This is a genomic window from Streptomyces sp. NBC_00377 (assembly GCF_036075115.1).
Classification (GTDB): Bacteria; Actinomycetota; Actinomycetes; order Streptomycetales; family Streptomycetaceae; genus Streptomyces.
On the sequence record NZ_CP107958.1, the window covers coordinates 4,656,122 to 4,680,007 of the forward strand.

General features: G+C 69.7%; 22 protein-coding genes and 2 tRNA genes. 8 read left to right on the forward strand and 16 right to left on the reverse strand.

The genetic code is table 11. The features are described from left to right. Positions 1 to 20: 20 nt before the first annotated feature. Positions 21 to 698: a class E sortase gene (locus OHS71_RS20890; protein WP_328484582.1), complete on the reverse strand. Its 678-nt coding sequence runs from the start codon at positions 696 to 698 to the stop codon at positions 21 to 23. A gap of 48 nt (positions 699 to 746) precedes the next feature. Beyond that, positions 747 to 1,619 (reverse strand): DUF881 domain-containing protein, encoded by an 873-nt coding sequence (locus tag OHS71_RS20895; protein WP_328480896.1) that lies wholly within the window; start codon positions 1,617 to 1,619, stop codon positions 747 to 749. 140 nt (positions 1,620 to 1,759) lie between these two features. On the opposite strand from OHS71_RS20895, the gene crgA reads away from it, so the two are divergent. Continuing rightward, on the forward strand, positions 1,760 to 2,014 hold the full coding sequence (crgA, locus tag OHS71_RS20900) for a cell division protein CrgA (RefSeq protein WP_328480897.1): 255 nt from the start codon (positions 1,760 to 1,762) through the stop codon (positions 2,012 to 2,014). A 274-nt stretch (positions 2,015 to 2,288) separates the two neighbouring features. Here the strand turns inward: crgA and OHS71_RS20905 are convergent, their stop codons facing one another. Both OHS71_RS20905 and OHS71_RS20910 read right to left on the reverse strand, forming a co-directional pair. Then, positions 2,289 to 3,188 carry a rhomboid family intramembrane serine protease gene (locus OHS71_RS20905; RefSeq protein ID WP_328480898.1) on the reverse strand — a complete coding sequence of 300 codons (900 nt, stop codon included), beginning with the start codon at positions 3,186 to 3,188 and terminating at the stop codon, positions 2,289 to 2,291. Positions 3,189 to 3,371: 183 nt separating this feature from the next. After that, entirely contained in the window at positions 3,372 to 3,905 is a 534-nt protein-coding gene (locus OHS71_RS20910; RefSeq protein WP_328480899.1) for a peptidylprolyl isomerase, read from the reverse strand. A 330-nt stretch (positions 3,906 to 4,235) separates the two neighbouring features. Between OHS71_RS20910 and OHS71_RS20915 the strand changes: the two genes are divergently transcribed. Further along, positions 4,236 to 4,937 carry a DUF5324 family protein gene (locus OHS71_RS20915; RefSeq protein ID WP_328480900.1) on the forward strand — a complete coding sequence of 234 codons (702 nt, stop codon included), beginning with the start codon at positions 4,236 to 4,238 and terminating at the stop codon, positions 4,935 to 4,937. Between the two features lie 93 nt (positions 4,938 to 5,030). Here the strand turns inward: OHS71_RS20915 and OHS71_RS20920 are convergent. Then, a tRNA-Ala gene (locus OHS71_RS20920) sits at positions 5,031 to 5,103 on the reverse strand. 180 nt (positions 5,104 to 5,283) lie between these two features. Between OHS71_RS20920 and OHS71_RS20925 the strand changes: the two genes are divergently transcribed. Next, a complete protein-coding gene (locus tag OHS71_RS20925; RefSeq protein WP_328480901.1) occupies positions 5,284 to 5,832 on the forward strand; it encodes a helix-turn-helix domain-containing protein in 549 nt (182 codons plus the stop codon). 190 nt (positions 5,833 to 6,022) lie between these two features. Then, positions 6,023 to 7,975, forward strand: coding sequence for a serine/threonine-protein kinase (locus tag OHS71_RS20930; protein WP_328480902.1), 1,953 nt, complete (start codon positions 6,023 to 6,025; stop codon positions 7,973 to 7,975). On the opposite strand, the gene OHS71_RS20935 is transcribed toward OHS71_RS20930, so the two are convergent. Then, positions 7,939 to 9,369: a hypothetical protein gene (locus OHS71_RS20935; RefSeq protein WP_328480903.1), complete on the reverse strand. Its 1,431-nt coding sequence runs from the start codon at positions 9,367 to 9,369 to the stop codon at positions 7,939 to 7,941. The two genes, OHS71_RS20930 and OHS71_RS20935, sit on opposite strands and share 37 nt — an antisense overlap. Positions 9,370 to 9,581: 212 nt before the next feature. Further along, positions 9,582 to 9,710, reverse strand: a complete 129-nt coding sequence (locus tag OHS71_RS20940) for a DLW-39 family protein (RefSeq protein ID WP_003999697.1) — start codon at positions 9,708 to 9,710, stop codon at positions 9,582 to 9,584. Positions 9,711 to 10,059: 349 nt separating this feature from the next. Between OHS71_RS20940 and OHS71_RS20945 the strand changes: the two genes are divergently transcribed. The 3 genes from OHS71_RS20945 (at position 10,060) to OHS71_RS20955 (ending at position 11,094) form a co-directional block, all read left to right on the forward strand. Next, positions 10,060 to 10,419 carry a DUF6344 domain-containing protein gene (locus OHS71_RS20945; RefSeq protein ID WP_328480904.1) on the forward strand — a complete coding sequence of 120 codons (360 nt, stop codon included), beginning with the start codon at positions 10,060 to 10,062 and terminating at the stop codon, positions 10,417 to 10,419. A gap of 172 nt (positions 10,420 to 10,591) precedes the next feature. Then, positions 10,592 to 10,825, forward strand: coding sequence for a hypothetical protein (locus OHS71_RS20950; protein WP_328480905.1), 234 nt, complete (start codon positions 10,592 to 10,594; stop codon positions 10,823 to 10,825). Positions 10,826 to 10,869: 44 nt separating this feature from the next. Then, positions 10,870 to 11,094, forward strand: coding sequence for a hypothetical protein (locus tag OHS71_RS20955; protein ID WP_328480906.1), 225 nt, complete (start codon positions 10,870 to 10,872; stop codon positions 11,092 to 11,094). A gap of 285 nt (positions 11,095 to 11,379) precedes the next feature. On the opposite strand, the gene OHS71_RS20960 is transcribed toward OHS71_RS20955, so the two are convergent. Then, the gene (locus tag OHS71_RS20960; RefSeq protein ID WP_328480907.1) at positions 11,380 to 12,813 is read right to left on the reverse strand and encodes an NAD(P)-binding domain-containing protein; all 1,434 of its coding nucleotides are present in this window, start codon (positions 12,811 to 12,813) and stop codon (positions 11,380 to 11,382) included. Positions 12,814 to 13,026: 213 nt separating this feature from the next. Here OHS71_RS20960 and OHS71_RS20965 point away from each other — a divergent pair, with 213 nt between their 5' ends. Next, positions 13,027 to 13,398, forward strand: a complete 372-nt coding sequence (locus tag OHS71_RS20965) for an ArsR/SmtB family transcription factor (protein ID WP_328480908.1) — start codon at positions 13,027 to 13,029, stop codon at positions 13,396 to 13,398. Between the two features lie 215 nt (positions 13,399 to 13,613). Here OHS71_RS20965 and OHS71_RS20970 read toward each other — a convergent pair. The 8 genes from OHS71_RS20970 to dnaN form a co-directional block, all read right to left on the reverse strand. Beyond that, positions 13,614 to 13,690: transfer RNA gene (locus OHS71_RS20970), tRNA-Ile, on the reverse strand. Between the two features lie 123 nt (positions 13,691 to 13,813). Further along, positions 13,814 to 14,605 (reverse strand): DUF3566 domain-containing protein, encoded by a 792-nt coding sequence (locus OHS71_RS20975; RefSeq protein WP_328480909.1) that lies wholly within the window; start codon positions 14,603 to 14,605, stop codon positions 13,814 to 13,816. A gap of 16 nt (positions 14,606 to 14,621) precedes the next feature. Continuing rightward, positions 14,622 to 17,216: a DNA gyrase subunit A gene (gene gyrA, locus OHS71_RS20980; protein ID WP_328480910.1), complete on the reverse strand. Its 2,595-nt coding sequence runs from the start codon at positions 17,214 to 17,216 to the stop codon at positions 14,622 to 14,624. A gap of 42 nt (positions 17,217 to 17,258) precedes the next feature. Then, entirely contained in the window at positions 17,259 to 19,343 is a 2,085-nt protein-coding gene (gene gyrB, locus OHS71_RS20985; RefSeq protein WP_328480911.1) for a DNA topoisomerase (ATP-hydrolyzing) subunit B, read from the reverse strand. Positions 19,344 to 19,717: 374 nt separating this feature from the next. Next, positions 19,718 to 20,254 (reverse strand): DUF721 domain-containing protein, encoded by a 537-nt coding sequence (locus OHS71_RS20990; protein WP_328480912.1) that lies wholly within the window; start codon positions 20,252 to 20,254, stop codon positions 19,718 to 19,720. Next, on the reverse strand, positions 20,251 to 21,372 hold the full coding sequence (gene recF, locus OHS71_RS20995) for a DNA replication/repair protein RecF (protein WP_328480913.1): 1,122 nt from the start codon (positions 21,370 to 21,372) through the stop codon (positions 20,251 to 20,253). Before recF ends, OHS71_RS20990 begins: the two co-directional genes overlap by 4 nt. 53 nt (positions 21,373 to 21,425) lie before the next feature. Next, positions 21,426 to 22,301 (reverse strand): phosphogluconate dehydrogenase (NAD(+)-dependent, decarboxylating), encoded by an 876-nt coding sequence (gnd, locus tag OHS71_RS21000; RefSeq protein WP_328480914.1) that lies wholly within the window; start codon positions 22,299 to 22,301, stop codon positions 21,426 to 21,428. Between the two features lie 202 nt (positions 22,302 to 22,503). Further along, positions 22,504 to 23,634 (reverse strand): DNA polymerase III subunit beta, encoded by a 1,131-nt coding sequence (gene dnaN / locus OHS71_RS21005; RefSeq protein ID WP_328480915.1) that lies wholly within the window; start codon positions 23,632 to 23,634, stop codon positions 22,504 to 22,506. Between the last annotated feature and the right edge of the window lie 252 nt (positions 23,635 to 23,886).

Here is a 23,886-nt window from a genome sequence, read left to right on the forward strand (position 1 = left end):
TCACGCCGTACGCCACCAGACTAACGGCGCAGGGCCCTCGGTTCTCCTGCCTCCACGGGCTGGGTGGAGTCCAGGTGCGCCCAGACGATCAGCCGGTGACTGTGCCCCCATTCCGGATCGCACGTCGTCAACGTCAGGTACCGGCCCGGACGCGTATACCCCGACTTACGTGGCACAGCGTCGATCACCTCGACGTCCGAGGGCACTGTTTTGTACGGCCCTTTGTCGATCCGATAGGTGAACCACGTCGTCCCGTCCGTCAGCACCACCGCGTCCCCGCGTCTGAGCTCCGGGAAGTCCTTGAACGGGTCGCCGTAGGTACGGCGGTGACCGGCGACGGAGAAGTTCCCGGTCTGCCCGAGCCGCGCGCTGCCGACGTAGTGCCCCAGCCCCTTCTTCAGGGTGCCGGTGGCCGTTCCCTCGAGCACCGGCTTGTTCCACGTGAAACCGAGACGGGGGATGTACATCACCGCGAAGGGCTTGCCGCTGCGGTACGGCGTCCTCGCCTCGGTGCCGCTCGCGCCCGGTCCGGGGCTCACGCTCTGCCGGTCCCACCGGTCGTGGAGGTCGTCGATCTGGTCGCCCATGACCCGGTCGGCCTGCACACCGGTCCAGAACAGCACGTAGACGACGAAGAGGACGATGACGGTACCGGCGGTCACGCACAGCTCGCTGAACGTCCTGACGATCACCCGCACCGACACAGGCGCCCCCCCGGCTGCCGCTGCTCCACTACCCCGGCTGCACTACCCCACAGGCTTGGCGTAGTGCAGATCCACTGTGCCCGAGTACCCCGGCAGAGTCACCGCCCCGTCCTCGGTGACTTTCCAGCCGAGGCCGTAGACGTTCACGTAGACCATGTAGTTCTGGATCGCGGGGGCGTCCGCGAGCGCCTGCTGGAGCTTCTCCGGGTCGCCGACCGCCTGGATCTTGTAGGGCGGCGAGTAGACGCGGCCCTGGAGGATCAGGGTGTTGCCGACACAGCGCACGGCACTGGTGGAGATCAGCCGCTGGTCCATGACCTTGATGCCCCGGGCACCGCCCCGCCAGAGCGCGTTCACCACGGCCTGGAGGTCCTGCTGGTGGATGACCAGGTAGTCGGGCTGCGGTTCCGGATAGCCCGGGAGCTTGGCGGTGGCGTTCGGCGGGGCGTCGTTGAGGGTGACGGTGATGGCCTCGCCCTTGACCTTCTGGGTCCCGGCGTTCTTCTCCAGCCCGGCGAGCCTGTCGTCCTGGGCCCGGGTGCTGCCGTCGTCGGCCTCGGCCAGGGACTCCACGTCGTCGCGCAGGGCCCCGTTCGTCTCGTCCAGCTCGCCGTTCTTCTGGCTGCGTTCCTGGATGAGATCCGACAGCCTCAGCAAGGAGGCGTCCGTACGGATGTTGGTGCCCTTGGCCGTGTTGAAGCTGGTGAAGAAGAGGAGGCCGGCCAGGGCGAAGACACCCACGGTGAGTACCCGTACGGGCCGGAAACCGCCTCGGCGGTCGTGCGCAGAGGACGGGGACGCGGCGGGGGCGGCGGCCGCGGCGGCGGCCGCGGCGGGCTCCTCGGAGGAAACGGGGGCGGGATCGGGGGCGGAACCCGTTGTACCCGTCCGGGGGGAGTCGGCAGAATTGCTCAACGTACCCTTATCTCCTTCGGCGCCGTAGAAGCACTACGCTAACGGACGCCCGGGGGAGCCCCTCAGTCCCCTGGCACGCAGCCCCCGAGCCCGATCCAGCACCTGCGCGGCCACGCAGCGCATCGACAGGAGAGACCCTCGTGCCGAAGTCACGTATCCGCAAGAAGGCCGACTACACGCCGCCTCCGGCGAAGCAGGCGACCGCCATCAAGCTGACCAACAGTGCCTGGGTCGCCCCCGTGATGCTGGCCATGTTCCTCATCGGGCTGGCCTGGATCGTGGTCTTCTACGTGACCGACGGCTCGCTGCCCATCGACAAGCTGGACAACTGGAACATCGTCGTGGGCTTCGGGTTCATCGCGGCCGGGTTCGGCGTCTCCACACAGTGGAAGTAGCGGCGCAAGCAGCGGGGACGATGCGGGGCGAGTAGCTCTGCCCAGGGTTATCCCCTGAGTTATCCACAGCAGTTTTCCACATGGGGAAAAGAAAGACGATCTGTGGATAACTCATCGAAGGTTGACGCCGGTGTGACCTAACTACCGGCCGTTCCCTTCACTCGAAAGCCTGTTCGCCCCCTGCCTGACCTGCATAAACACGGGTCGGTGCCAGGGGGCGCAGCTGTTCCCGCACGTTGTGCACAAGATTCGCCACAGACTGTGGACAACGCGCTCAGGTGAGCTGGACGGTCCTCAGGAGCGTCACCACCACGACGACGGCCAGCATCACCGCGCAGGTCCCGAACTGCACGAGAGCGCGACGCTCACGGGGGGCGTGGACCATGCCGATCCCGATGACGACCCCGGCGACCAGGCCGCCGATGTGAGCCTGCCAGGAGATACCGCTCCAGCCGAACGTGATCACGAGGTTGATCACCAGCAGGGCGATGACCGGCCGCATGTCGTAGCGCTGCCGGCGCACCAGCACGGCAAGGGCGCCGAACAGACCGAAGATGGCCCCGGAGGCGCCCAGGGAGGCCTGGTTGGGTTCGGCGAGCAGGTAACTCAGGGCGCTGCCGGCCAGGCCGGACACCAGGTACAGCGCGAGGAAGCGGGACCGGCCGAGGGCCTTTTCGAGAGGGCCGCCGATCCACCACAGGCTGAGCATGTTGGACAGGATGTGGATGTAGCTGCCGTGCAGGAACATCGAGGTCACCATGCGGTACCACTGTCCCTCGGCGACGCCCTGCACCTCGCCGAACCCGAGGGCCGGCATGATCGCGCGGCCGATCAGGTCGAACCGGTCGGTGAAACTGTCGCCGACGGCCTGCTGCACCACGAAGAACGCCACGTTGAGGCCGATGAGGACCTTGGTGACCAGGTGGGGATCGGCGGCGACCGCGCCCCCCGCCAGCGTGCGGGGCTGCGAGGCCGCGGGCGGGTGCCCCGTGCCGGAGCCCTCGCGGACGCAGTTCGGACACTGGAAGCCGACGGAGGCGCTGACCATGCACTCGGGGCAGATCGGGCGTTCGCAGCGGGTGCAGCGGATGCCGGTCTCCCGGTCGGGGTGCCGGTAACAGACGGGCAGGCCGCTCTGCGCGTCGTCCTGCCGGCTGCCAGGCGCCTGGTCCATGGGCTCCCCCAAGTAGCTCGTCCGAGTCGTCGCGGTCGGAAGTAACAGCAGTGGTCGGCGTGATCGGGGTGGTCGGCGTAGCCGGCATGGTCGAAAGGAACCGCCCTGCTCATCCTTACGGACGAGCAGGGCGTTTGGTTCCCGGGGGTCCGTCCGCTCCCGTGGTGCGCAGCGGGTGTCGCCTCAGCCCTTGCGGCTCTCGACGACGACCGACTCGATGACGACGTCCTTCAGCGGACGGTCGGTGCGCGGATTGGTCTGGGCGGCCGCGATGCCGTCCACCACCTTCTGGCTGACCTTGTCGGCGACCTCGCCGAAGATGGTGTGCTTGCGGGTCAGCCAGGCCGTCGGGGAGACGGTGATGAAGAACTGCGAGCCGTTGGTGCCCGGGCCGGCGTTCGCCATGGCCAGCAGGTAGGGCCTGTCGAAGCGCAGGTCCGGGTGGAACTCGTCCTCGAACTGGTAGCCGGGGCCGCCGGTCCCGTTCCCCAGCGGGTCGCCGCCCTGGATCATGAACCCGCTGATCACCCGGTGGAAGACGGTGCCGTCGTACAGCTTGTCCGAGGACCGCACGCCGGTTTCCGGGTTGACCCACTCACGCCCGCCGGTGGCGAGTTCGACGAAGTTCCTGACCGTCTTCGGGGCGTGGTCCGGGAAGAGCCGGATCTCGATGTCGCCGTGGTTGGTCTTCAGGGTGGCGTAAAGCTGCTCGGCCACGGTCTGCCTTCCGTTGTCTCTCTGTGACTCCCAGATCCTCGCACGGCCCGCAGCGGACGACGCCCGACAGGCTTTGCGGTGAAGGAACCCAGGTTTCGAGTAGGAAAAACATGCGACTCGTCCGGGACGGGAGCGGGCGGAGCCGATCCGTGGCATCGTCGGCTTTGTCGCCCTGTCGACCCTCTCTATTCCATTGCCCCGATCCGTCCCCTATCGCATGTGATCAGCACCCGTATGCCTGTCCGCGCATGCCGCGACAGCCATTGACAGGCATGATCCGTAAAAGGGTGGAAAGTCGAATTACCGTACGCCACCGAGGAGGAGGAACCCGTGACCCGCATCGACAGCGTGCGCGCCGCGACCGGCTCGGCGAAGGACAGCGTGCTGCACGCCGCGGAAGTGGTGGCGCCCTACGCCGACACGGCCAAGGAACGGGCCGCGCTCTACGCGCACGAAGCCCGTGTACGGCTCGCGCCCAAGGTGTCGCTGGCCGCCGAACAGGCCCGCGTGCAGTACGACGCCCACGTCGCCCCGCGTCTGGAACAGGCGAAGACGCATGTCCCGCCCAAGGTCGACCTGGCCGCGCAGGAAGCGGCCGCCCGCACCCGGCTGGCCGCCCGCCAGGCCGCCGACTACTCCCGGCCCAGGATCGAGCAGGCGGTGGCCGCGGCCGGGCCCGTGAAGGCCGAGGCCGCCGCACGCGGCGTCGCCGCGCTGGCCGCCCTGCGCGGTCAGGTGACGCCGAAGGAGATCGAGAAGCTGGTGCGCAAGCACCGGCGGCGGGCCAGGGCGGGCAAGCTCGCCAAGGCACTGGCCGTGCTCGGTGTCGTCGCCGGCGGTACCTACGCGGCCTGGAAGTGGTGGGACAAGCAGGCCAACCCCGACTGGCTGGTCGAGCCGCCGGCGGCCACGGAGGTACCCGCCCCGGGACTCACCTCGGTGGACGGCAGCGAAGATCCGTCGGTCCTCGACCCCGAGGTGCAGGCCAAGGAGGCCGAGGAGGACGCCGCGAACCGCGACGACCGCGGCTGATCTGCCTGCGCCCGCGGCCGAGCCGCTCCCTCGAGAGACCGAAAAAAAGACCCCTCTCACCTGCTTATCCGCAGGTGAGAGGGGTCTTGCGCGTGGAGCCTAGGGGAGTCGAACCCCTGACATCTGCCATGCAAAGACAGCGCTCTACCAACTGAGCTAAGGCCCCTCGAGAGACGTCCGGCCGGAAGAACCCCGTACCGTCGGCGTCGCAGACCAGAGTACCGGGTCACCCGGGGTATCTCGCAAAAAGATTGGGGGTCCCCGCAGATGACCACTCTCCGTAAGATGCTCGGACCGGGTTCGCTACAGCGAACCGCGGTTTCTGGGGAAGCGATGGGGAGACGCAATGGACGCCGCACAGCAGGAAGCGACCGCGAGAGCGCGGGATCTGCAGCGGAACTGGTACGGGGAGCCGCTGGGGGCGCTCTTCCGTAAGCTCATCGACGATCTTGGTCTCAACCAGGCTCGTCTCGCGGGGGTACTGGGACTGTCGGCGCCGATGCTGTCGCAGCTGATGAGCGGTCAGCGGGCGAAGATCGGCAACCCGGCGGTGGTGCAGCGGGTGCAGCTGCTCCAGGAGTTGGCTGCGCAGGTCGCGGACGGCAGCGTCAGCGCCGCCGAGGCCACCGAACGCATGGAGGAGATCAAGCGGTCACAGGGGGGCTCGGTGCTCAACAACACCACACAGACGACCAGCAGTTCGGGGGCGCCCACGGTCAAGCGGGTGGTCCGCGAGATCCAGTCCCTGCTGCGCTCGGTGGCCGCCGCCGGCGACATCATCGACGCCGCCGACACTCTCGCCCCGACCCACCCGGAACTGGCAGAGTTCCTCCGGGTGTACGGCGCCGGCCGTACCTCCGACGCGGTCACGCACTACCAGTCCCACCAGAGCTGAGCCCGCGGCCCGGTCGCCGAAGGGGGTTCGGCAGCCGGGCAGTCGGCAGCCCGGGGGAGACATCAGGACGCATCAGGACTCATCAGGCGGCAGCGGCGCACACGGGAGGTCGAGGGGGTCGTAACGCTCGTCGCGGGGGGTGGCAGAGGGGAAGACCCGAGCGGGACACGGGGAGGAGCGAGGCGCAGCCATGGGTGAGGTCTTCGCCGGACGGTACGAACTGGCCGACCCGATCGGTCGCGGAGGGGTCGGCGCGGTCTGGCGCGCCTGGGACCACCGCCGGCGCCGCTACGTGGCCGCCAAGGTGCTCCAGCAGCGCGACGCGCACTCGCTGCTGCGTTTCGTCCGCGAGCAGGCGCTGCGGATCGACCACCCCCATGTGCTCGCGCCCGCCAGCTGGGCCGCCGACGACGACAAGGTCCTGTTCACCATGGATCTGGTGGCCGGTGGTTCGCTGGTCCATCTCGTCGGCGACTACGGCCCGCTGCCCCCGGTCTTCGTGTGCACGCTGCTCGACCAGTTGCTCTCCGGGCTGACCGCGGTCCACGCGGAGGGCGTCGTGCACCGCGACATCAAACCCGCCAACATCCTGCTGGAGGCCACCGGAATGGCCCGGCCGCGCCTCAGGCTCTCCGACTTCGGCATCGCGATGCGGCTCGGCGAGCCCCGCCTGACCGAGACCAACCTCGTGGTCGGAACGCCCGGTTACCTCGCGCCCGAGCAGATGATGGGCGCCGAACCGGACTTCCCCGCCGACCTGTTCGCCGTCGGACTGGTCGCCCTCTACCTGCTCGAGGGCGCCAAGCCGGATGCCAAGGCGCTCGTCCAGTACTTCGCGGAGCACGGGCCACCGAGCGCTCCCAAGAGCGTCCCGGAGCCGCTGTGGCAGGTGGTGGCCACGCTGCTCCAGCCGGACCCGCAGGCACGTTTCCGCACCGCCACGGGGGCACGCAAGGCACTGGCGGCGGCGACCGAGCTGCTGCCCGAGCCCGGCCCGGACGACGAACTGATCGAGATCTTCGACCAACTCGGGCCCCTTCCCCCGGGCTTCGGCCCCGACGGCCCGCCCGAGCGGCCGAAGGCGACCGCCTCACGGCCGACCCGAGGGGACACCCGAGGGGACCGCACGACCGGGCCGCCCGGCCCGGGCACCGGCTCGCTGCCCGCCCGTCCCGAGGCGGACCCCGATGGTGCCTCTCCGGGCGCCGGTTCCTCCTCGCCCGCTCCGGCGGCGCCCGCCGCGCCTTCACCCCAGGGGAGGAGCGGTCCGCCCGCCCGGCCGGACACGGCGCCCGGGCCGGGCCACCCGATCACCGACAGCGGCAGCCACGCAGGCGGTGAGAACAGCACGGGCAGCGAGAGCGGGTCGGTGTGGCCGGGCGGGGGCTCCGTGCGTCCCGGCACCGGGCTCGGCCCGCATCCCGTGCACTCGGCCACCGGGTCCGGCCCGGACCCCGAGCGGCCTGCCACCGGACATACCCAGGACCCCGTACGCCCCGCCACCGGTCATGCACCGGGCTCCTGGGCGGACGGCCCGCGAGGGGACGGGGACTCGGCGCCCACCGATCCACGTCGCTCCACGCATCCGACGCGTCCCACGTATCCGACACATCCCCCGCAGGAGCCGGCCTCCTCGCCCACCGCGTCCGGGCACGAGCCCGCGCCCCTCCCCTCCATGTCGGACACCGGAAGCTTCCACCTGCCGCCTCCGCAGCAGCCGTCCGGTTCCTTCTTCTCCGACCCTCTGCCCCCGGAGCCCCCCACTCCGCATCCCCCCGCCTACGCACCGGCGCCCGCCCCTGCCACCGCGCCCCCGTACGAGCCCACATTCGTGTTACCCACCCGCGGCCGCAACGGTGAGGTGTCCACCGCCTCGTACACCGCCCAGGACCCTCACGCCCCACAAGCCCGTCGCGCCCCACAAGCCGTTCAGGGATCTCAAGCCCTTCGGGCGTCGCAGGTGTCCCGAGCCCCGCATGGGTCACCGTCCGCGCCCGCGGCTGTTTCGTCGCACGGCGGTCGCCGAGGGCGTCGCGCCGTCCGCCGCGGGCGTCCCGGTCCGCCCGCCAGGGTGGCGCTGCCCCTGCTGTTCCTCGCGCTGGCCTGCTACGCCGTCGGGTTCTGGGCCTTGACGCGGATCTGAGCCGCCGCCCGCCGCCGAGCGGCCAGCGTCCAAATCCCGAGCACGATCAGCAGCACGCTTCCGGTGCCGATGCCGCCCACGGCGACCGCCCTCATGGCGGGGTCGCCGCTCGACGCACCGTCGGCCGAAGCCCGGCCGCCCGCCGTCCCGCCGCCCGCCGAGGGCTCGGGGTCCGGCGCGCCCACGTCGAAGAACCCGCGGGGCGCCGACTGCCGCGCATAGCCCGGACCCGCCTGGGTGCTGCCGCCGACGCGGACGCGCAGGGTCAGCGCGTAGGGCCCCTCCCCGAAACGGTCCGCCACCTGCTCGGCGAGGTGCACCACGAGGTAGTACGACCCGGCGAAGCGCAGGGAACTCGTCGGGTCGGTGGGGGCGTACCGGTTCGCGTAGCTCACGGGCGGGACCGGTGGCAGAGCGACCGACTTCTGGCTGCCGCCGTACCCGATGCTCGCGTCCTTGACGTCGGCTCGCACCGGGTTGTAGAGCGTCAGGTCCAGGGCGTCCACCACATACCCGGAGTTCTTGTCCGCGCTGCCGAGGTCGACGCCGGCGGACAGCTGCCGCCCCCAGTCGACGGGCACCTTGTAGAAGAGGGTCTGCCCGGGCAGGATCTCGTCGCTCCGGACGCCCTCCGTCACGGCGGCCGCCTCGGTGAAGCCGGCCCCGCCCCGAACAGGGACCGGCTCGGCGACGGGCGGCGTCGGCGTCGCGGAGTCCCATGTCTCGGGCACGCTCGTGGCGGCCGCCCTCTCCAGGGGGGCTTCCGAGACGGGCGCGAGCTCGAGGTCCCAGGACCGGTCGGTGGAGAGGCCCGTCCCGCCTTCGCCGGTTCCGGCGCCGGAACCGGTTCCGATGCGCTCGACGACGACGTAGTACGTACCGGCCTTCCGGCACAGCTTCTTGCTCGGCAGCAGTTCGCGCGCCCCCCAGGCGGTGAGCGGCTGCGCGCTCCTGGAGGCGCCCACGGTCACGGAGTCGGAGGAGCACCTGACACTGTCGGCGTCCTGCACGGAGACGCTGATCCCGTCGCCGGCGGAAAGGGCCGCTCCCGGGCGCGGGATCGCCGTGACCGAGACGTACACGTTCGACACACCGTCCAGCTCGAGCCGGTAATACGCCTTCGCCCCGGCCTTGTCCTCGTCCTGGCCCTGGCCTTGTTCCGGACTCGGGCTCCGGCTCTGGTCCGGATCCTTCAGGGAGCTCCGGTATGTCGCGCCGGGCTCGAGGCGTACGGCGCCGCCCGTGCCCGTCGCCGCAGGGGCGCTGCGGACGTCGGCGGCGAAGGCGTACGAGGGGACGTCCGGGGCTGCTACGGCGGCCCGCCCGGGCAGCACCGCCGACGACACACAGAGCACCGCTCCTACGACCGTGCTCCGCACGACGGCTCGCCACACGGCCGTTCCACGCCCCGTACGCCGGGCCATCGACCCCGCCCCCTCGCCTTCGACCGAACGTGGGCCATCCTGCCCCGCACGCGCGCGTGGCACCCCCGCATTCCGTACGAGCGTCCGAAAAGCCCGCTTCTAACCGCGGGCCGGGAGAACCGCAACACAAAACCCCGACCGCGAGCGGCGGCCGGGGTCTGCTCAGTCTTCGGTATCGGCACTCACGAACCCGTGGGCACGGAGTCGGTCGCCTCCGTCCACAGATCCTGCTCGGCGCGATCCGCCTGGATCTGGCGGTACACAAGGAGCCCGCCGATGGCGGCCAGTGCGACCAGGAGAAGCTTCTTCACCGCGCGACCTCGTCTTTCTTTGACGTAGGGGACCTCTGGCGCCCGACTATACACACCGACCGAGACCGATCGGTGACCTGCGTCCGCCCCTCAACTCCCGCCGTCGGCAGCGCAGTAGGACCGGACCGCACCGCTCCGATCGGAGGGTGATCACACCTTGACGGACGGTGATGTTTGTCCGTCCTCATCCCACCTGATCCATTCTTCTCCGCTTTTAGAGCACCTTGCGGCCATCCGGGTGGTGTTCATCAGAACAACGTCACACCGCGAGGGTCGGTCCACCACTTCGGATCGCCCATACACATCATGAGGAAAGTACGCAAATCGCCCGACCCGAAAGCGAGGGGCCATGACCAGGAACCGCGCCACGAAGCTGTGGACCGCCATCGTCACAGCCGTGCTCGCGCTGTGCACGGCGCTCGGACTGATCACGACGACCGCCGGCTCGGCGGCCGCCCGGACCGCTCCGGCCCGCGACAGCGAGAGCGCCGCCACCGCGGACACCATGGCGTGGCCGACGGCCTCGGCCCCCTGGGCCACGACCCGGTCCCTGCCCCCCACGATGAAGCAGCGCATCCGCGCCGAGGCGCACGGCAAGTCCCCCAGCTGCCGCCACCGCGGCCTTGCGGACGCGGAGCCGGCCGAGCACACCGCGGCCTCCTGCGACCCCGCGGACCCGGCCGAGCCGACCACCCCTCTCCAGCGCTGAGCCCGGGGCACACCACGTGCCGCCTCCCCCCACGTAACGGCGAACTTGCGTACAGCCCGCACGAGCAGGCCCGGTAGCTCCCCAGGAGCCACCGGGCCTTCGCCGTGCCCGCCCTCCTTGACCGCGTCGTGCCGGATGGCGCAGTAAATCGAACACATGATTGAATTTCGTCATGCGACGGTTCCCCGACGATCTCGTCCAAGCGCAGCAGGAGTGGAGTGCCACCTACCGGCAGCTCGCTGCCCGGCCCGGTCGCACCGAGTTGCGACGGCGTCTGCACCGGCTGTCCACTCGCGTGTTCTTCCACCCCTCTTGGCAGCAACGCCGTCCCAGCCCCTCGGCGTGGTGGGAACTGCGCCACCCGGAGGGCCCGGCAGCGGATGTGCGCGGGCGGCTGACCGGATGACGCGCTGGAATGCGGGGTCGCATCCCTCGGACGATCCTGGAGACATGCCCGGGCCGAGCCGCGTGACCGTGCTCCCACCCTCCCCCAGGGGCGGCCGGCGCGTGCGCGTGGACGGCGAGATCCTGGGGCTGGCTCACCACGTCGCCGACGTCGCGGAGTTCCTGCGGCGCGCCGGACTGGAGATCGACCCGGCAGACATAGCGGGTGCACCCTGGATCGACTGGCGCGGCGCCGGACCTGAGTCATGGGGCCCCGAGCCGAGCAGCTGACCTGTATCAGGGCGCGCACCGGACGGCCGCACGCCCTCCCAGGCCCCCGGCGATCGGACCCACCGCTGTCCGACGCCGACGCGTGGTCGCGGTCAGGCCGTCGCGAACGACGAACGACGAACGCGGAAGGCGACAGGCGACAGGCGAAGGCGACAGGCGAAGGCGACAGGCGACAGGCGACAGGCGACAGGCGACGGGCGACGGGCGACGGGCGACGGGCGACAGCCAGAACGTCCGACTGCGCGCCACGGCCGACAGCCGGACGTGCCGCCGCGCGCGACTCGGTCACGAGCCGCAGCAGCCGCCGGCCTGGTTCTGCGCGTCCGACTCGACAGGCGGAGCGACACCGATCTCGACGAGAGCGAAAGCGGGAGCGAAAGCGGGAGCAGGAGCGGAAGTGGGAGTCGGCGCGCAGCAGCCTCCGGCCTCCTGGTCGGCCTCGGGGGCGTCGACAAGGCCGGCGCCACCGCATACGCCGGTCTCGGGCAGGGTGAGTTCGACGCGGTCGGCGGATTCCAGGTCGCCCGCGATCGCGGCGGCGACGGACCGGACCTGCTCGTAGCCGGTCATCGCCAGGAAGGTCGGGGCGCGGCCGTAGGACTTCATCCCGACCAGGTGGATGCCCTGTTCAGGGTGGGACAACTCGCGGTGGCCGTGCGGGCGGACGGTGCCGCACGAGTGCTGGTTGGGGTCGATCAGCGGTGCCAGCTCGACCGGGGCTTGAAGGCGCTCGTCCAGGTGCAGACGGACCTCGGAGAGGAAGGACAGGTCGGGGCGGAACCCGGTCAGCACGATCACCTCGTCCACCGGCTCCAGCCGTCGGCCGTCCTCGGCGACCAGGACCAGCCGACCGCTGCCGTCGCGCTCGATGGCCTCGGTGCCGAAGCCCGTGACCGCGTCGGCGTAACCGTCGTCCACCGCGGCCTTCGCCGCCAGGCCCAGAGCGCCTCGGGCGGGTAGCTGGTCGCCCGTGCCGCCGCCGAAGGTGGAACCGGAGATGCCGCGGCGCAGGACCCACACCGCCTTCGTGCCCGTGCCGTCCTCGGACTCGGCGAGGTCGGCCAGACAAGCGAGTGCGGTGAAGGCGGACGCTCCGGAGCCGACGACCGCTGTGCGCTTGCCTGCGTGGCGGGCCCGGACGACGGGGTCCTTCAGGTCGGGCACCTGGTAGGTGACGCGGTCGGCCGCCGCCTTCTCACCGAGCGCGGGCAGCCCGTCGGCACCGGCCGGGGAGGGCGTGGCCCAGGTGCCGGACGCGTCGATGACCGCGCGGGCGAAGATCCGTTCCTCGCGGCCATCGGCGTGGGCGAGGTGCACGACGAAGGGCTGGGCGTCGCGGTCGGCGTCGACGACGCGATCGCGGCCGGTCCGCGAAACGCCGGTCACGGTCACGCCGAAGCGGACACGCTCGCCGAGGACTTCGGCGAGGGGCGCCAGGTACCGAACCGCCCAGTCGCCGCCCGACGGGTACGCCGCGGGGTCGGGCCTGGTCCACCCGGTCGTGGCAAGCAGCTTCTCGGCGGTCGGGTCGACCACCTCCCCCCAGGTGGAGAACAGCTTCACGTGCGCCCACTCCCGCACCGCCGCCCCTGCGACCGGACCGGTCTCCAGCACCAGGGGCTCGAGGTTCTGGTCGAGGAGGTGGGCGGCGGCGGCAAGACCGACGGGACCCGCTCCGACGACGATGACGGGCAGCTCGGTCAGGGCGGGCGCGTTCACGGCGACTCCTTGCTTGTTTCGACATCCGTCGATGGCTTGCGCAGCCCAGCATGGCGCCTGCATTGACAATCGTCAACATAGACATTCATCGAAACTGCGAGGTCTTCCCGCCGGGTACGGTTCCTCGCCCGGCGGCGGCCACCACCCGGCCGCCGACCCTAATGTCGCCGAGCGCCCTCACCCACCTGCTTCGACATGTGTATACATAGACGTATGTCGAACATCGAGGCGTTGCCGCTGGTGCCGGCCCCGGAGGCCACCGAGGGTGTGGTGCCGTGCTGCCCGCCGCTCACCGAGCGCCCGCTGACGGCCGAGGAGGCCGAACGGACCGCCGCGATGTTCAAGGCGCTCGGAGACCCGGTGCGGCTTCGGCTGTTCTCACTGGTCGCCTCGCACGAGGGCGGAGAGGCGTGCGTGTGCGACATCTCCGACGTCGGCGTCTCCCAGCCGACCGTCTCCCACCACCTGAAGAAGCTCAAGACCGCCGGTCTGCTCACCTCCGAGCGCCGTGGCACATGGGTGTACTACCGGGTGGAGCCGTCGGTGGTGACCGCCATGGGGCAGATGCTCGGTTCCCTGGAATAAGCCGCTGGAACGGACCGCGAGAACGGCGCAGACAGAAAGTGAACTGCAAGCAGGCGGTGGTGATCGGCGGTCAGCTACCGGGCGGGAGGCTGTGAAGATGCTCGCGGAGCCGCCGGAGAGCCCGATCGCCGGCCGGCCGCAGGCCGTCCACCGCCGTGGGTGTGAACCGGTGATGTCAAAAGACCCCCGGACCGATGGTCCGGGGGTCTTCTGGCTGGTGGGGCTAACAGGATTTGAACCTGTGGCCTCATCCTTATCAGGGATGCGCTCTAACCAACTGAGCTATAGCCCCGCCGCGCTCTGCGGTGTGTGTCCCGCGCGCTGACTCCTGAAGATTAGCGCACGACGTGGGCAGTCCCAAAATCGATAGTCGCGGGACGCACAGCAGGGTTTGGAACCGCTACGACGGCACAGGTCACTCGTCCTCGGCGAGCGTCAGCTCGACACCGCCGACGAAGCCCGCGGAGAGGTTGTAGATGAACGCGCCAAGGGTCGCGAGGGCGGTCGCGAGGACGACGTCGATGACCGCGATGATCGACGTGAACATCAGGACGTGGGGGAGCGACAGGAACGACTGGAGGTCGAAGCCGTTCGACTCGTTGGAGCCGGTCGCCTCCGAGATCGTCCCGCCGACCGTCGAGAAGACGCCCATCGCGTCCATGACCATCCACAGCACGGCGGCTGCGATGATCGTGCAGATGCCCAACGCGATGGAGAGCAGGAAGCTGACCTTCATCACCGACCAGGGGTCGGCCTTCGACACCCGCAGGCGCGCCTTGCGCACGCGGGGCGTGGTGCGGGCCCCGGTGCGCGGCCGTCGTACGGTGCCGGCCGCGGCCTGCGCCGGAGGCGCCTGCGTCGGGTAGGCCTGCGGCGGGTGGTAGGGCCCGGCGGGCTGCTGCGGCGGCTGCCGCTCACCGGGAAGCGGCGACGCCTCCTGCTTGGCCTGCGTGCCTCGGGTTTCCGTCACGGTTCCCCCCTGGGATCCCTTCGAGCCCTGTGTGTCGGCCGGGGACGAGGGCGAGTCGGCCGCTGCCGGCCTGATGGCCTTCAGCTGGGTCGTGTGCGTGTCCGCCGCACGCCCGTCGGCATCCCCTGCGCCCCGCGCGTCGGTCGTACGCGCGTCCCCCGCCGACGCGGCGGAGCCACGGCCGCCGCCGTTCTTACCCGTACCGGCAGACGTACCGGCGCCCGTGGCTCCGCTCACGTTGACTCACTCCTCGCTACTCGGACGCGGGCGACTCACCCTCGTCCGTGCCGGTGGTCGTGGCTGCCTCGGCGGTCTCGTCCACGGCGTCCTCGCCGTCGACCTCCTCCGCCTCGCGCCCCGCCTCGGCGTTACGTGCGATACCGACGACGGCATCGCGCTTGCCCAGGTTGATCAGTTGGACGCCCATGGTGTCACGGCCCGTCTCCCTGACCTCGTTGACTCGCGTACGAATCACACCGCCGGACAGCGTGATGGCGAGGATCTCGTCGGTCTCCTCGACCACCAGCGCGCCGACGAGAGAACCGCGGTCCTCGACGATCTTGGCGGCCTTGATACCGAGGCCGCCGCGACCCTGGACGCGGTACTCGTCGACGGCGGTGCGCTTCGCGTACCCGCCGTCTGTGGCAGTGAACACGAACGTACCGGGTCGAACAACATTCATCGAGAGCAGCTGGTCTCCCTCACGGAAGCTCATGCCCTTGACACCCGAGGTGGCACGGCCCATGGGCCGCAGGGATTCGTCCGTGGCGGTGAACCTGATCGACTGTGCCTTCTTGCTGATCAGAAGCAGATCGTCGTCGGCCGAGACAAGTTCGGCTCCGATCAGTTCGTCGTCGGAACCGTCCTCCGTCTCACGGAGGTTGATCGCGATGACACCACCGGCACGCGGCGAATCGTAATCCTTCAGAGGCGTCTTCTTGACCAGGCCGCCCTTGGTGGCCAGGACCAGGTACGGCGCCGCCTCGTAGTCGCGGATCGCGAGGATCTCGGCGATCGCCTCGTCCGGCTGGAAGGCCAGCAGGTTCGCCACGTGCTGTCCACGCGCGTCACGGCCGGCGTCGGGCAGCTCGTACGCCTTCGCCCGGTACACGCGGCCCTTGTTGGTGAAGAACAGCAGCCAGTGGTGCGTGGTGGAGACGAAGAAGTGGTCGACGATGTCGTCCTCCTTCAGCTTCGCCCCGCGCACCCCCTTGCCGCCGCGCTTCTGGGAGCGGTAGTCGTCCGTCTTCGTGCGCTTCACGTAGCCACCGCGCGAGATGGTGACGACGATGTCCTCCTCGGCGATCAGGTCCTCGATGGACATGTCACCGTCGTAGGGCACCAGCATCGTCTTGCGGTCGTCGCCGTACTTCTCGACGATCGCGGCCAGTTCCTCGCTCACGATGCCGCGCTGGCGGACCGGCGAGGACAGGATCTCGTTGTACTCGGTGATCTTCGCCTGGAGTTCGTCGTGCTCCTGGACGATCTTCTGGCGCTCCAGGGCGGCCAGTCGGCGCAGCTGCATCTCGAGGATGGCGTTGGCCTGGATCTCGTCGATCTCCAGGAGCTGCATCAGGCCCGTGCGCGCGATGTCGACGGTGTCGCTGCGCCGGATCAGCGCGATGACCTCGTCGATGGCGTCCAGGGCCTTCAGCAGGCCGCGCAGGATGTGCGCCCGCTCCTCGGCCTTGCGCAGCCTGAAGCGCGTCCGGCGGACGATGACCTCGATCTGGTGCGTCACCCAGTGGCGGATGAACGCGTCCAGCGACAGGGTGCGCGGCACACCGTCGACCAGGGCCAGCATGTTGGCGCCGAAGTTCGACTGGAGGTCGGTGTGCTTGTAGAGGTTGTTGAGGACGACCTTGGCGACCGCGTCCCGCTTGAGGACGATGACCAGGCGCTGGCCCGTACGCGACGACGTCTCGTCACGGACGTCCGCGATGCCGCCGATCTTGCCGTCCTTCACCAGGTCGGCGATCTTCTGCGCGAGGTTGTCCGGGTTCACCTGGAACGGCAGCTCCGTGACCACCAGGCACTGGCGGTTCTGGATCTCCTCGACCTCGACGACCGCGCGCATCGTGATGGAGCCGCGGCCCGTGCGGTACGCCTCCTCGATGCCCTTGCGGCCGACGACGAGAGCGCCGGTCGGGAAGTCGGGGCCCTTGATGCGCTCGAGGAGGGCGTCCAGCAGCTCCTCGTGCGAGGCGTCCGGGTTCTCCAGGTACCACTGGGCGCCCGACGCGACCTCACGCAGGTTGTGCGACGGGATGTTGGTCGCCATACCGACCGCGATACCGGCCGAACCGTTGATCAGCAGGTTCGGGAAACGGGCCGGCAGGACAGTCGGCTCCTGGGAGCGGCCGTCGTAGTTGTCGGTGAAGTCGACGGTCTCCTCGTCGATGTCACGGACCATCTCCATGGACAGCGGCATCATCTTGCACTCGGTGTACCGCATCGCGGCCGCCGGGTCGTTGCCGGGAGAGCCGAAGTTGCCGTTCGAGTCCACCAGCGGCATCCGCATCGACCACGGCTGCGCGAGGCGGACCAGCGCGTCGTAGATCGAGGAGTCGCCGTGCGGGTGGTAGTTGCCCATGACGTCGCCGACGACGCGGGCACACTTGTAGAAGCCCTTCTCGGGCCGGTAGCCACCGTCGTACATGGCGTACAGGACGCGGCGGTGGACGGGCTTGAGGCCGTCCCGGACGTCCGGCAACGCGCGGGAGACGATGACGGACATCGCGTAGTCGAGGTACGAGCGCTGCATCTCCGTCTCGAGCCCGACGGGCTCGATGCGCATCACGACGTCGCCGCCCTCTTCAGGGGTGACGGGAGTGTTCTCGTCGGTCATTGCTGGTGAGAATCCTTTCTGGTGCGGTCAGCTGAGACCGACTCAGATGTCGAGGAACCGGACGTCCTTGGCGTTGCGCTGGATGAACGCGCGACGCGCTTCGACGTCCTCGCCCATCAGGACCGAGAACAGGTCGTCGGCCTGGGCGGCGTCGTCGAGGGTGACCTGGCCGAGGACGCGGTGCTCCTGGTCCATGGTCGTGATGCGCAGCTCCTCGGCGTTCATCTCACCGAGGCCCTTGAAGCGCTGGATCGAGTCCTCGCGCACGCGCTTGCCGCGCTGGCGGCCCATCTCGAGCAGCGCGTCGCGCTCACGGTCGGAGTACGCGTACTCGATGTCCTCCCGGCCCCACTTGATCTTGTAGAGCGGAGGGCGGGACAGGAACACGTGCCCGGCCTCGACCAGCGGCCGCATGAAACGGAACAGGAAGGTCAGCAGCAGGGTATTGATGTGCTGGCCGTCGACATCGGCGTCCGCCATCAGAATGATCTTGTGATAGCGGAGCTTGGAGATATCGAAGTCCTCGTGCACACCGGTGCCGAAGGCGGAGATCAGCGCCTGGATCTCCTGGTTCTGAAGGATCTTGTCGATCCGCGCCTTCTCGACGTTGAGGATCTTGCCGCGGATCGGGAGGATCGCCTGGTACTGCGGGTTGCGGCCCGACTTGGCCGAGCCGCCGGCGGAGTCACCCTCGACGATGAAGATCTCGCACTTGATGGGGTCGTTCGACTGGCAGTCGGACAGCTTGCCCGGCAGGGACGCCGACTCCAGCAGACCCTTGCGGCGGGTCAGGTCGCGGGCCTTGCGGGCCGCCACGCGCGCGGTGGCCGCCTGGATGCCCTTGCGGACGATGTCCGCCGCCTCCACCGGGTTGCGGTCCAGCCAGTCGTTGAGGTGCTCGTAGACCGCCTTCTGGACGAAGGTCTTCGCCTCCGTGTTGCCCAGCTTGGTCTTCGTCTGACCCTCGAACTGCGGCTCGCTCAGCTTCACGGAGATGATCGCGGTCAGACCCTCGCGGATGTCGTCACCCGTGAGGTTGTCGTCCTTCTCCCGCAGCAGCTTCTTGTCGCGCGCGTACTTGTTGACCAGGTTCGTCAACGCCGCGCGGAAGCCCTCCTCGTGCGTGCCGCCCTCGTGCGTGTGGATGATGTTGGCGAAGGAGTACACGCCCTCGGTGTAACCGCTGTTCCACTGCATGGCGACCTCGAGGGAGAGACTCTTCTCCTTGTCCTCCGCCTCCAGATCGATCACCGTCGGGTGCACCGCTTCCCCCTTGCGGGAGTTGAGGTACTTCACGAAGTCGACGATGCCGCCCTCGTAGTGGTACGTGACAATCTTGACCTCGGCCTTCTCGTCCGCACCCGCCTCGTCCGCCCCGGCGGTGGCCTTGGCCGACTCGCGCTCGTCGGTGAGCTTGATCGTCAGGCCCTTGTTGAGGAACGCCATCTCCTGGAAACGCCGCGAGAGCGTCTCGAAGGAGTACTCCGTGGTCTCGAAGATGTCGGCGTCGGCCCAGAAGGTGACCGACGTGCCCGTCTCGTCCGTGGCCTCGTGCTTGACGAGCGGGGCCGTGGGGACGCCCATCTTGTAGTCCTGCGTCCAGCGGTGGCCGTCGGTCCTGACCTCGACCGCGACCTTGCTCGACAGGGCGTTCACGACCGAGACGCCGACGCCGTGCAGACCGCCGGAGACCGCGTAACCGCCGCCGCCGAACTTGCCTCCCGCGTGCAGCACGGTCAGCACGACCTCGAGGGCCGGCTTGCCCTCGGACGCCACGATGCCCACCGGGATACCGCGGCCGTTGTCGATGACACGGACGCCGCCGTCGGCCAGGATCGTCACGTCGATGGTGTCCGCGTGCCCGGCCAGCGCCTCGTCGACCGAGTTGTCGACGACCTCGTACACGAGGTGGTGCAGGCCGCGCTCACCGGTGGAGCCGATGTACATACCGGGTCGCTTGCGGACCGCGTCCAGACCCTCGAGGACGGTAATGGCGCTGGCGTCGTACGAGGCGGTGACCTCGCTGCTCGAGGCACTTGCCTCGCCGTTCGCGCCGGCGTCGGTGGACGGGATGTTCTCGTTGGGGTTGCCGGAATCGGCCACGAAGCGCCCTTTCTGGCACAGCACCAGCCAGGCTCGTCGGCAGGTTGCCGGAGCGGCTGCGGCATGTTGCGTTGGTAAGCCTTGATCAGCGTTGCTCGACTTCTCCCGGGCGGTCCCCACGTTCGGGGCGGGATTGGCTTCCAGTCTACCGGTAGCACTGACACTGATGGGGGTTTGCCGGTACCTGAGTCCGCATGTGCCGCCCTCAACCGGTCTCTTCCGGGTCCCGATATGCGGAAGGGGGCTTCAGGAGGCTCACGGAGGCACTCAGCGCTTCGGGGTGTCAACCCTTGGCTACTTGGGAGTCAGGTCCGGATTCGCACCCGCACGCGGGCACACGACACGAAGGCCGGGCGGTCTCCAGAGATCCGTCCCGGCCTTTCTACGCGTGACACACGTCACCCGTAGGTATCACCGGGACCGGTGCTCCCAGGGGCCCTGAGGGGGCCGTAACGGCGCGCGGGACCGCTGGGGCCGAGCACCTTGATCTGCCGCACGGCACCGTGCCCCAGATCCTCGTTGAGACGCGCGACCAGGGTCGGGGCGAGCAGCCGCAGGTTCGTCGCCCAGGCCGTCGAGTCGCAGCGCACGATCAGCACCCGCTCGTCCTCGTCGTACTTCTCCGGCACACAGTGCTTGGCCACGTCCTCGCCGACGATCTCGGGCCAGCGGCCCATCACACCGCCCACCGCGGCCGGCGCCTCCCACCCGCGCTCGGTGAGCAGCCGGTTTATCGCCGCGCCCAGCGCCATGGGGTCGCGGCCGTCGGCACGCGCACCCGAGCGCAGGCCGCCACCACGCCGCGCCTGCTTCTTCTGCTGAGCCGCGTCCCCACGCGCGCGTGCCTGCTCCCGGGCGGCCCTCAACGCCACCCGTGCGAGATCGACGCCGGAGGGCTCGGGGACGCGCTTCGCGGCAGGCTCCTCGGCGGTCATACGCGCTCCACCGTCCCCTCGGCCACGGCGTACCGGGCACCCGCGAGCACATGCGGCACGTCGTCGTCGACCGCCGCCGTCACCAGGACCTGCTCGCCGGGTGCCACCAGCTCGGCCAGCCGCTCCCGCCGACGCACGTCCAGCTCGGCGAAGACGTCGTCCAGTACCAGCACCGGCTCGTTGCCCTCGGCCCGCAGCAGGTCGTACGAGGCCAGCCGCAGCGCCAGCGCGTACGACCACGACTCGCCGTGGGAGGCGTACCCCTTGGCGGGCAGCTGACCGAGCTTGAGGACCACGTCGTCCCGGTGCGGGCCCACCAGCGTGACGCCCCGCTCGATCTCCTGCTTGCGGACGTCCGCGAGAGCGGCCATCAGCTGCCCGTACAGGTCCTCACGCGTGTGTGCCTCACCGGGCGCGGACGGCTTGTACTCCAGGGCCACGGGACCGCCACCGGGCGCCAGTTGCTCGTACGCCTTGTCGGCCAGCGGCTGGATCGCGGCGACCAGGTCGAGACGCTGGGCGAGCAGCTCGGCGCCCACGCGCGCAAGGTGCTGGTCCCACACGTCCAGGGTCGACAGGTCCATGGACCGCCCGCCGTGCCGCCGGGCGAGCGCGGCCGTCTTGAGCAGCGTGTTGCGCTGCTTGAGCACCCGCTCGTAGTCCGAGCGCACACCCGCCATCCGCGGGGAGCGCGCGGTGATCAGCTCGTCGAGGAAACGGCGCCGCTCACCGGGATCGCCCTTGATCAGCGCGAGATCCTCCGGCGCGAACAGCACGGTCCGCACGATGCCCAGCACATCACGCGGCCTGACCTGCGAAGACCTGTTGATGCGCGCGCGGTTGGCCTTGCCCGGGTTCAGCTCCAGCTCGACCAGTTGCTGCCGCTCGCCCTGTCTGATCTGCGCCCGGACGATGGCCCGGTCGGCGCCCATGCGGACCAGGGGCGCATCCGAGGAGACCCGGTGGCTGCCGAGGGTGGCGAGGTACCCGACGGCCTCGACGAGGTTCGTCTTGCCCTGCCCGTTGGGGCCCACGAACGAGGTGACGCCCGGGTCCAGTGGAACCTCGACCCGGGCGTACGAGCGGAAGTCGGCCAGCGACAGATGCGTGACGTGCATGGTCGTTCGCCGACCTCCCCCAGCGTTGTGGATCGCGGTGGCGACCCTGTGGACTACTTCTTCTCGACCGCGTGGCCGCCGAACTGGTTGCGCAGCGCCGCGATCATCTTCATCTGCGGCGAGTCGTCCTGACGGGACGCGAACCGCGCGAACAGCGAGGCCGTGATCGCGGGCAGCGGCACGGCGTTGTCGATGGCGGCCTCGACCGTCCAGCGGCCCTCGCCGGAGTCCTGCGCGAAGCCGCGCAGCTTGTCGAGGTGCTCGTCCTCGTCGAGGGCGTTGACCGCCAGGTCGAGCAGCCAGGAGCGGATGACCGTGCCCTCCTGCCAGGAGCGGAAGACCTCACGCACGTCCGTGACGGAGTCGACCTTCTCCAGCAGCTCCCAGCCCTCGGCGTAGGCCTGCATCATGGCGTACTCGATGCCGTTGTGGACCATCTTCGCGAAGTGGCCGGCGCCGACCTTCCCGGCGTGCACCGCGCCGAAGTCGCCCTCGGGCTTGAGCGCGTCGAAGACCGGCTGCACCTTCGCCACGTGTGCGGCGTCGCCGCCGTACATCAGCGCGTAGCCGTTCTCCAGGCCCCAGACGCCGCCGGAGACGCCGCAGTCGACGAAGCCGATGCCCTTGGCGGCCAGCTCCTCGGCGTGCTTCTCGTCGTCCGTCCAGCGGGAGTTGCCGCCGTCCACGACGACATCGCCGGGCTCCAGCAGTTCGGCGAGCTCGTCGACGGTCGACTGGGTGGCCGCACCCGCCGGGACCATCACCCAGATCACGCGCGGACCCTTGAGCTTGCCCACGAGTTCCTCGAGGCTGTGGACATCGGCGAGGTCCGGGTTGCGGTCGTATCCGACGACGGTGTGGCCCGCGCGGCGGATCCGCTCGCGCATGTTGCCGCCCATCTTGCCGAGGCCGATGAGACCGAGCTCCATCAGTTGTTCCTTAGGTCGCTGTGTGGCGTGTGGGGCACCTTCGTACCCATGTCCGAGCCTAAACCCGGACCGTCACGCACACCTGTGGGCATACGCGCTCAGACGTACGACCCCACCTGGGGATTCACCGGTGACTTCTCCCCAGGGACCGCCCCGGTCGTCCACCGTCTGTGGACAACCGTCCGGACTCACGGCACCCGCGTCAGCCGCTCAGACGCACCGGCATGATCAGGTACTTGTAGGCGTCGTCCGCCTCCGCGTCCAGAGCCGGCTTGCCGCTGAGCAGCGCGGGCTTCGTGGACGTCGTGAAGGACAGCTGGGCGACGGGTGAGTCGATGGCGCTCAAGCCGTCCAGCAGGAAGGTCGGGTTGAAGGCGATCGAGATGTCGTCGCCCTCGAGCTGTGCGTCGACCCGCTCCACAGCCTGTGCGTCGTCGCTGGAGCCGGCCTCCAGGATGAGCACGCCCTGCTCGAAGCTGAGGCGCACCGGGGTGTTGCGCTCGGCGACCAGGGCCACGCGCTTGACGGCCTCCACGAAGGGGGCGGTCTCGATCACGGCGACGGAGTTGAACTCCGTCGGGAACAGGGTGCGGTACTTCGGGAGGTCGCCCTCCAGAAGCCGGGTGGTCGTACGCCGACCCGCGCCCTCGAAGCCGATCAGGCCCTCGCCCGAGCCGGACCCGGAGAGCGCCAGGATGACGCTGTCGCCGCTCGTGAGCGCCTTGGCGGTGTCCAGGAGCGTCTTGGCGGGCACCAGGGCGACCGCGGAGGCCTCGGGGTTCTCCGGCTTCCACAGGAACTCGCGGACGGCGAAGCGGTAGCGGTCGGTGGACGCCAGCGTGACCGTGTCGCCCTCGATCTCGATGCGCACACCGGTGAGGACGGGCAGCGTGTCGTCACGGCCGGCGGCGATGGCCACCTGAGCGGCGGCGGAGGCGAAGACCTCGCCGGGGACCGTGCCCGTCGCGTTCGGCATCTGCGGCAGGGACGGGTACTCCTCCACAGGCAGTGTGTGCAGGGTGAAGCGCGAGGAGCCGCAGACCACCGTCGCCCGTACACCGTCCGTGGAGATCTCCACGGGCCGGTTGGGCAGGGCGCGGCAGATGTCCGCCAGCAGGCGGCCGGAGACGAGGACCGTGCCCTCCTCCTCGACCTCGGTCTCGACGGAGACCCGCGCCGAGACCTCGTAGTCGAAGCTGGACAGACTCAGCTGGCCGTCCTCGGCCTTCAGCAGCAGGCCGGCGAGGACAGGCGCCGGCGGACGGGCCGGGAGGCTGCGTGCCGCCCAGGCCACGGCCTCCGCGAGTACGTCGCGTTCCACCCGGATCTTCACTCTTGCCGCCTCCTGCTGTTGCCGGCGCTTCTCGCCCTGCCTGGCCTTCGTCGTCTGTCTCGGTGTGGTCGGCCCCGGTGAGGGGCAGGACCACCGGGGAACAGTCTGACGCACCGCACTGACAGTCGGTGCCCCTCGGGGTCAAGTCGTGACGAGGGGCAGCCGGGCACCGGAGAGCGAGTTGTGCACAGGACCCCCTTCTAAACGGATTTCTCGCTCTCTCTAGTCGGGAGTAGTAGTAGGGGCTGTGGA

Coding starts and splice junctions, on each gene's coding strand:
- OHS71_RS20905 (WP_328480898.1), bottom strand. CDS start 3,188: ATGGACCAGGCGCCTGGCAGCCGGCAGGACGACGCGCAGAGCGGCCTG.
- OHS71_RS20925 (WP_328480901.1), top strand. CDS start 5,284: ATGGACGCCGCACAGCAGGAAGCGACCGCGAGAGCGCGGGATCTGCAG.
- OHS71_RS20930 (WP_328480902.1), top strand. CDS start 6,023: ATGGGTGAGGTCTTCGCCGGACGGTACGAACTGGCCGACCCGATCGGT.
- OHS71_RS20945 (WP_328480904.1), top strand. CDS start 10,060: ATGACCAGGAACCGCGCCACGAAGCTGTGGACCGCCATCGTCACAGCC.
- OHS71_RS20950 (WP_328480905.1), top strand. CDS start 10,592: ATGCGACGGTTCCCCGACGATCTCGTCCAAGCGCAGCAGGAGTGGAGT.
- OHS71_RS20955 (WP_328480906.1), top strand. CDS start 10,870: ATGCCCGGGCCGAGCCGCGTGACCGTGCTCCCACCCTCCCCCAGGGGC.
- OHS71_RS20965 (WP_328480908.1), top strand. CDS start 13,027: ATGTCGAACATCGAGGCGTTGCCGCTGGTGCCGGCCCCGGAGGCCACC.
- gyrA (WP_328480910.1), bottom strand. CDS start 17,216: ATGACCGACGAGAACACTCCCGTCACCCCTGAAGAGGGCGGCGACGTC.
- OHS71_RS20990 (WP_328480912.1), bottom strand. CDS start 20,254: ATGACCGCCGAGGAGCCTGCCGCGAAGCGCGTCCCCGAGCCCTCCGGC.
- recF (WP_328480913.1), bottom strand. CDS start 21,372: ATGCACGTCACGCATCTGTCGCTGGCCGACTTCCGCTCGTACGCCCGG.
- gnd (WP_328480914.1), bottom strand. CDS start 22,301: ATGGAGCTCGGTCTCATCGGCCTCGGCAAGATGGGCGGCAACATGCGC.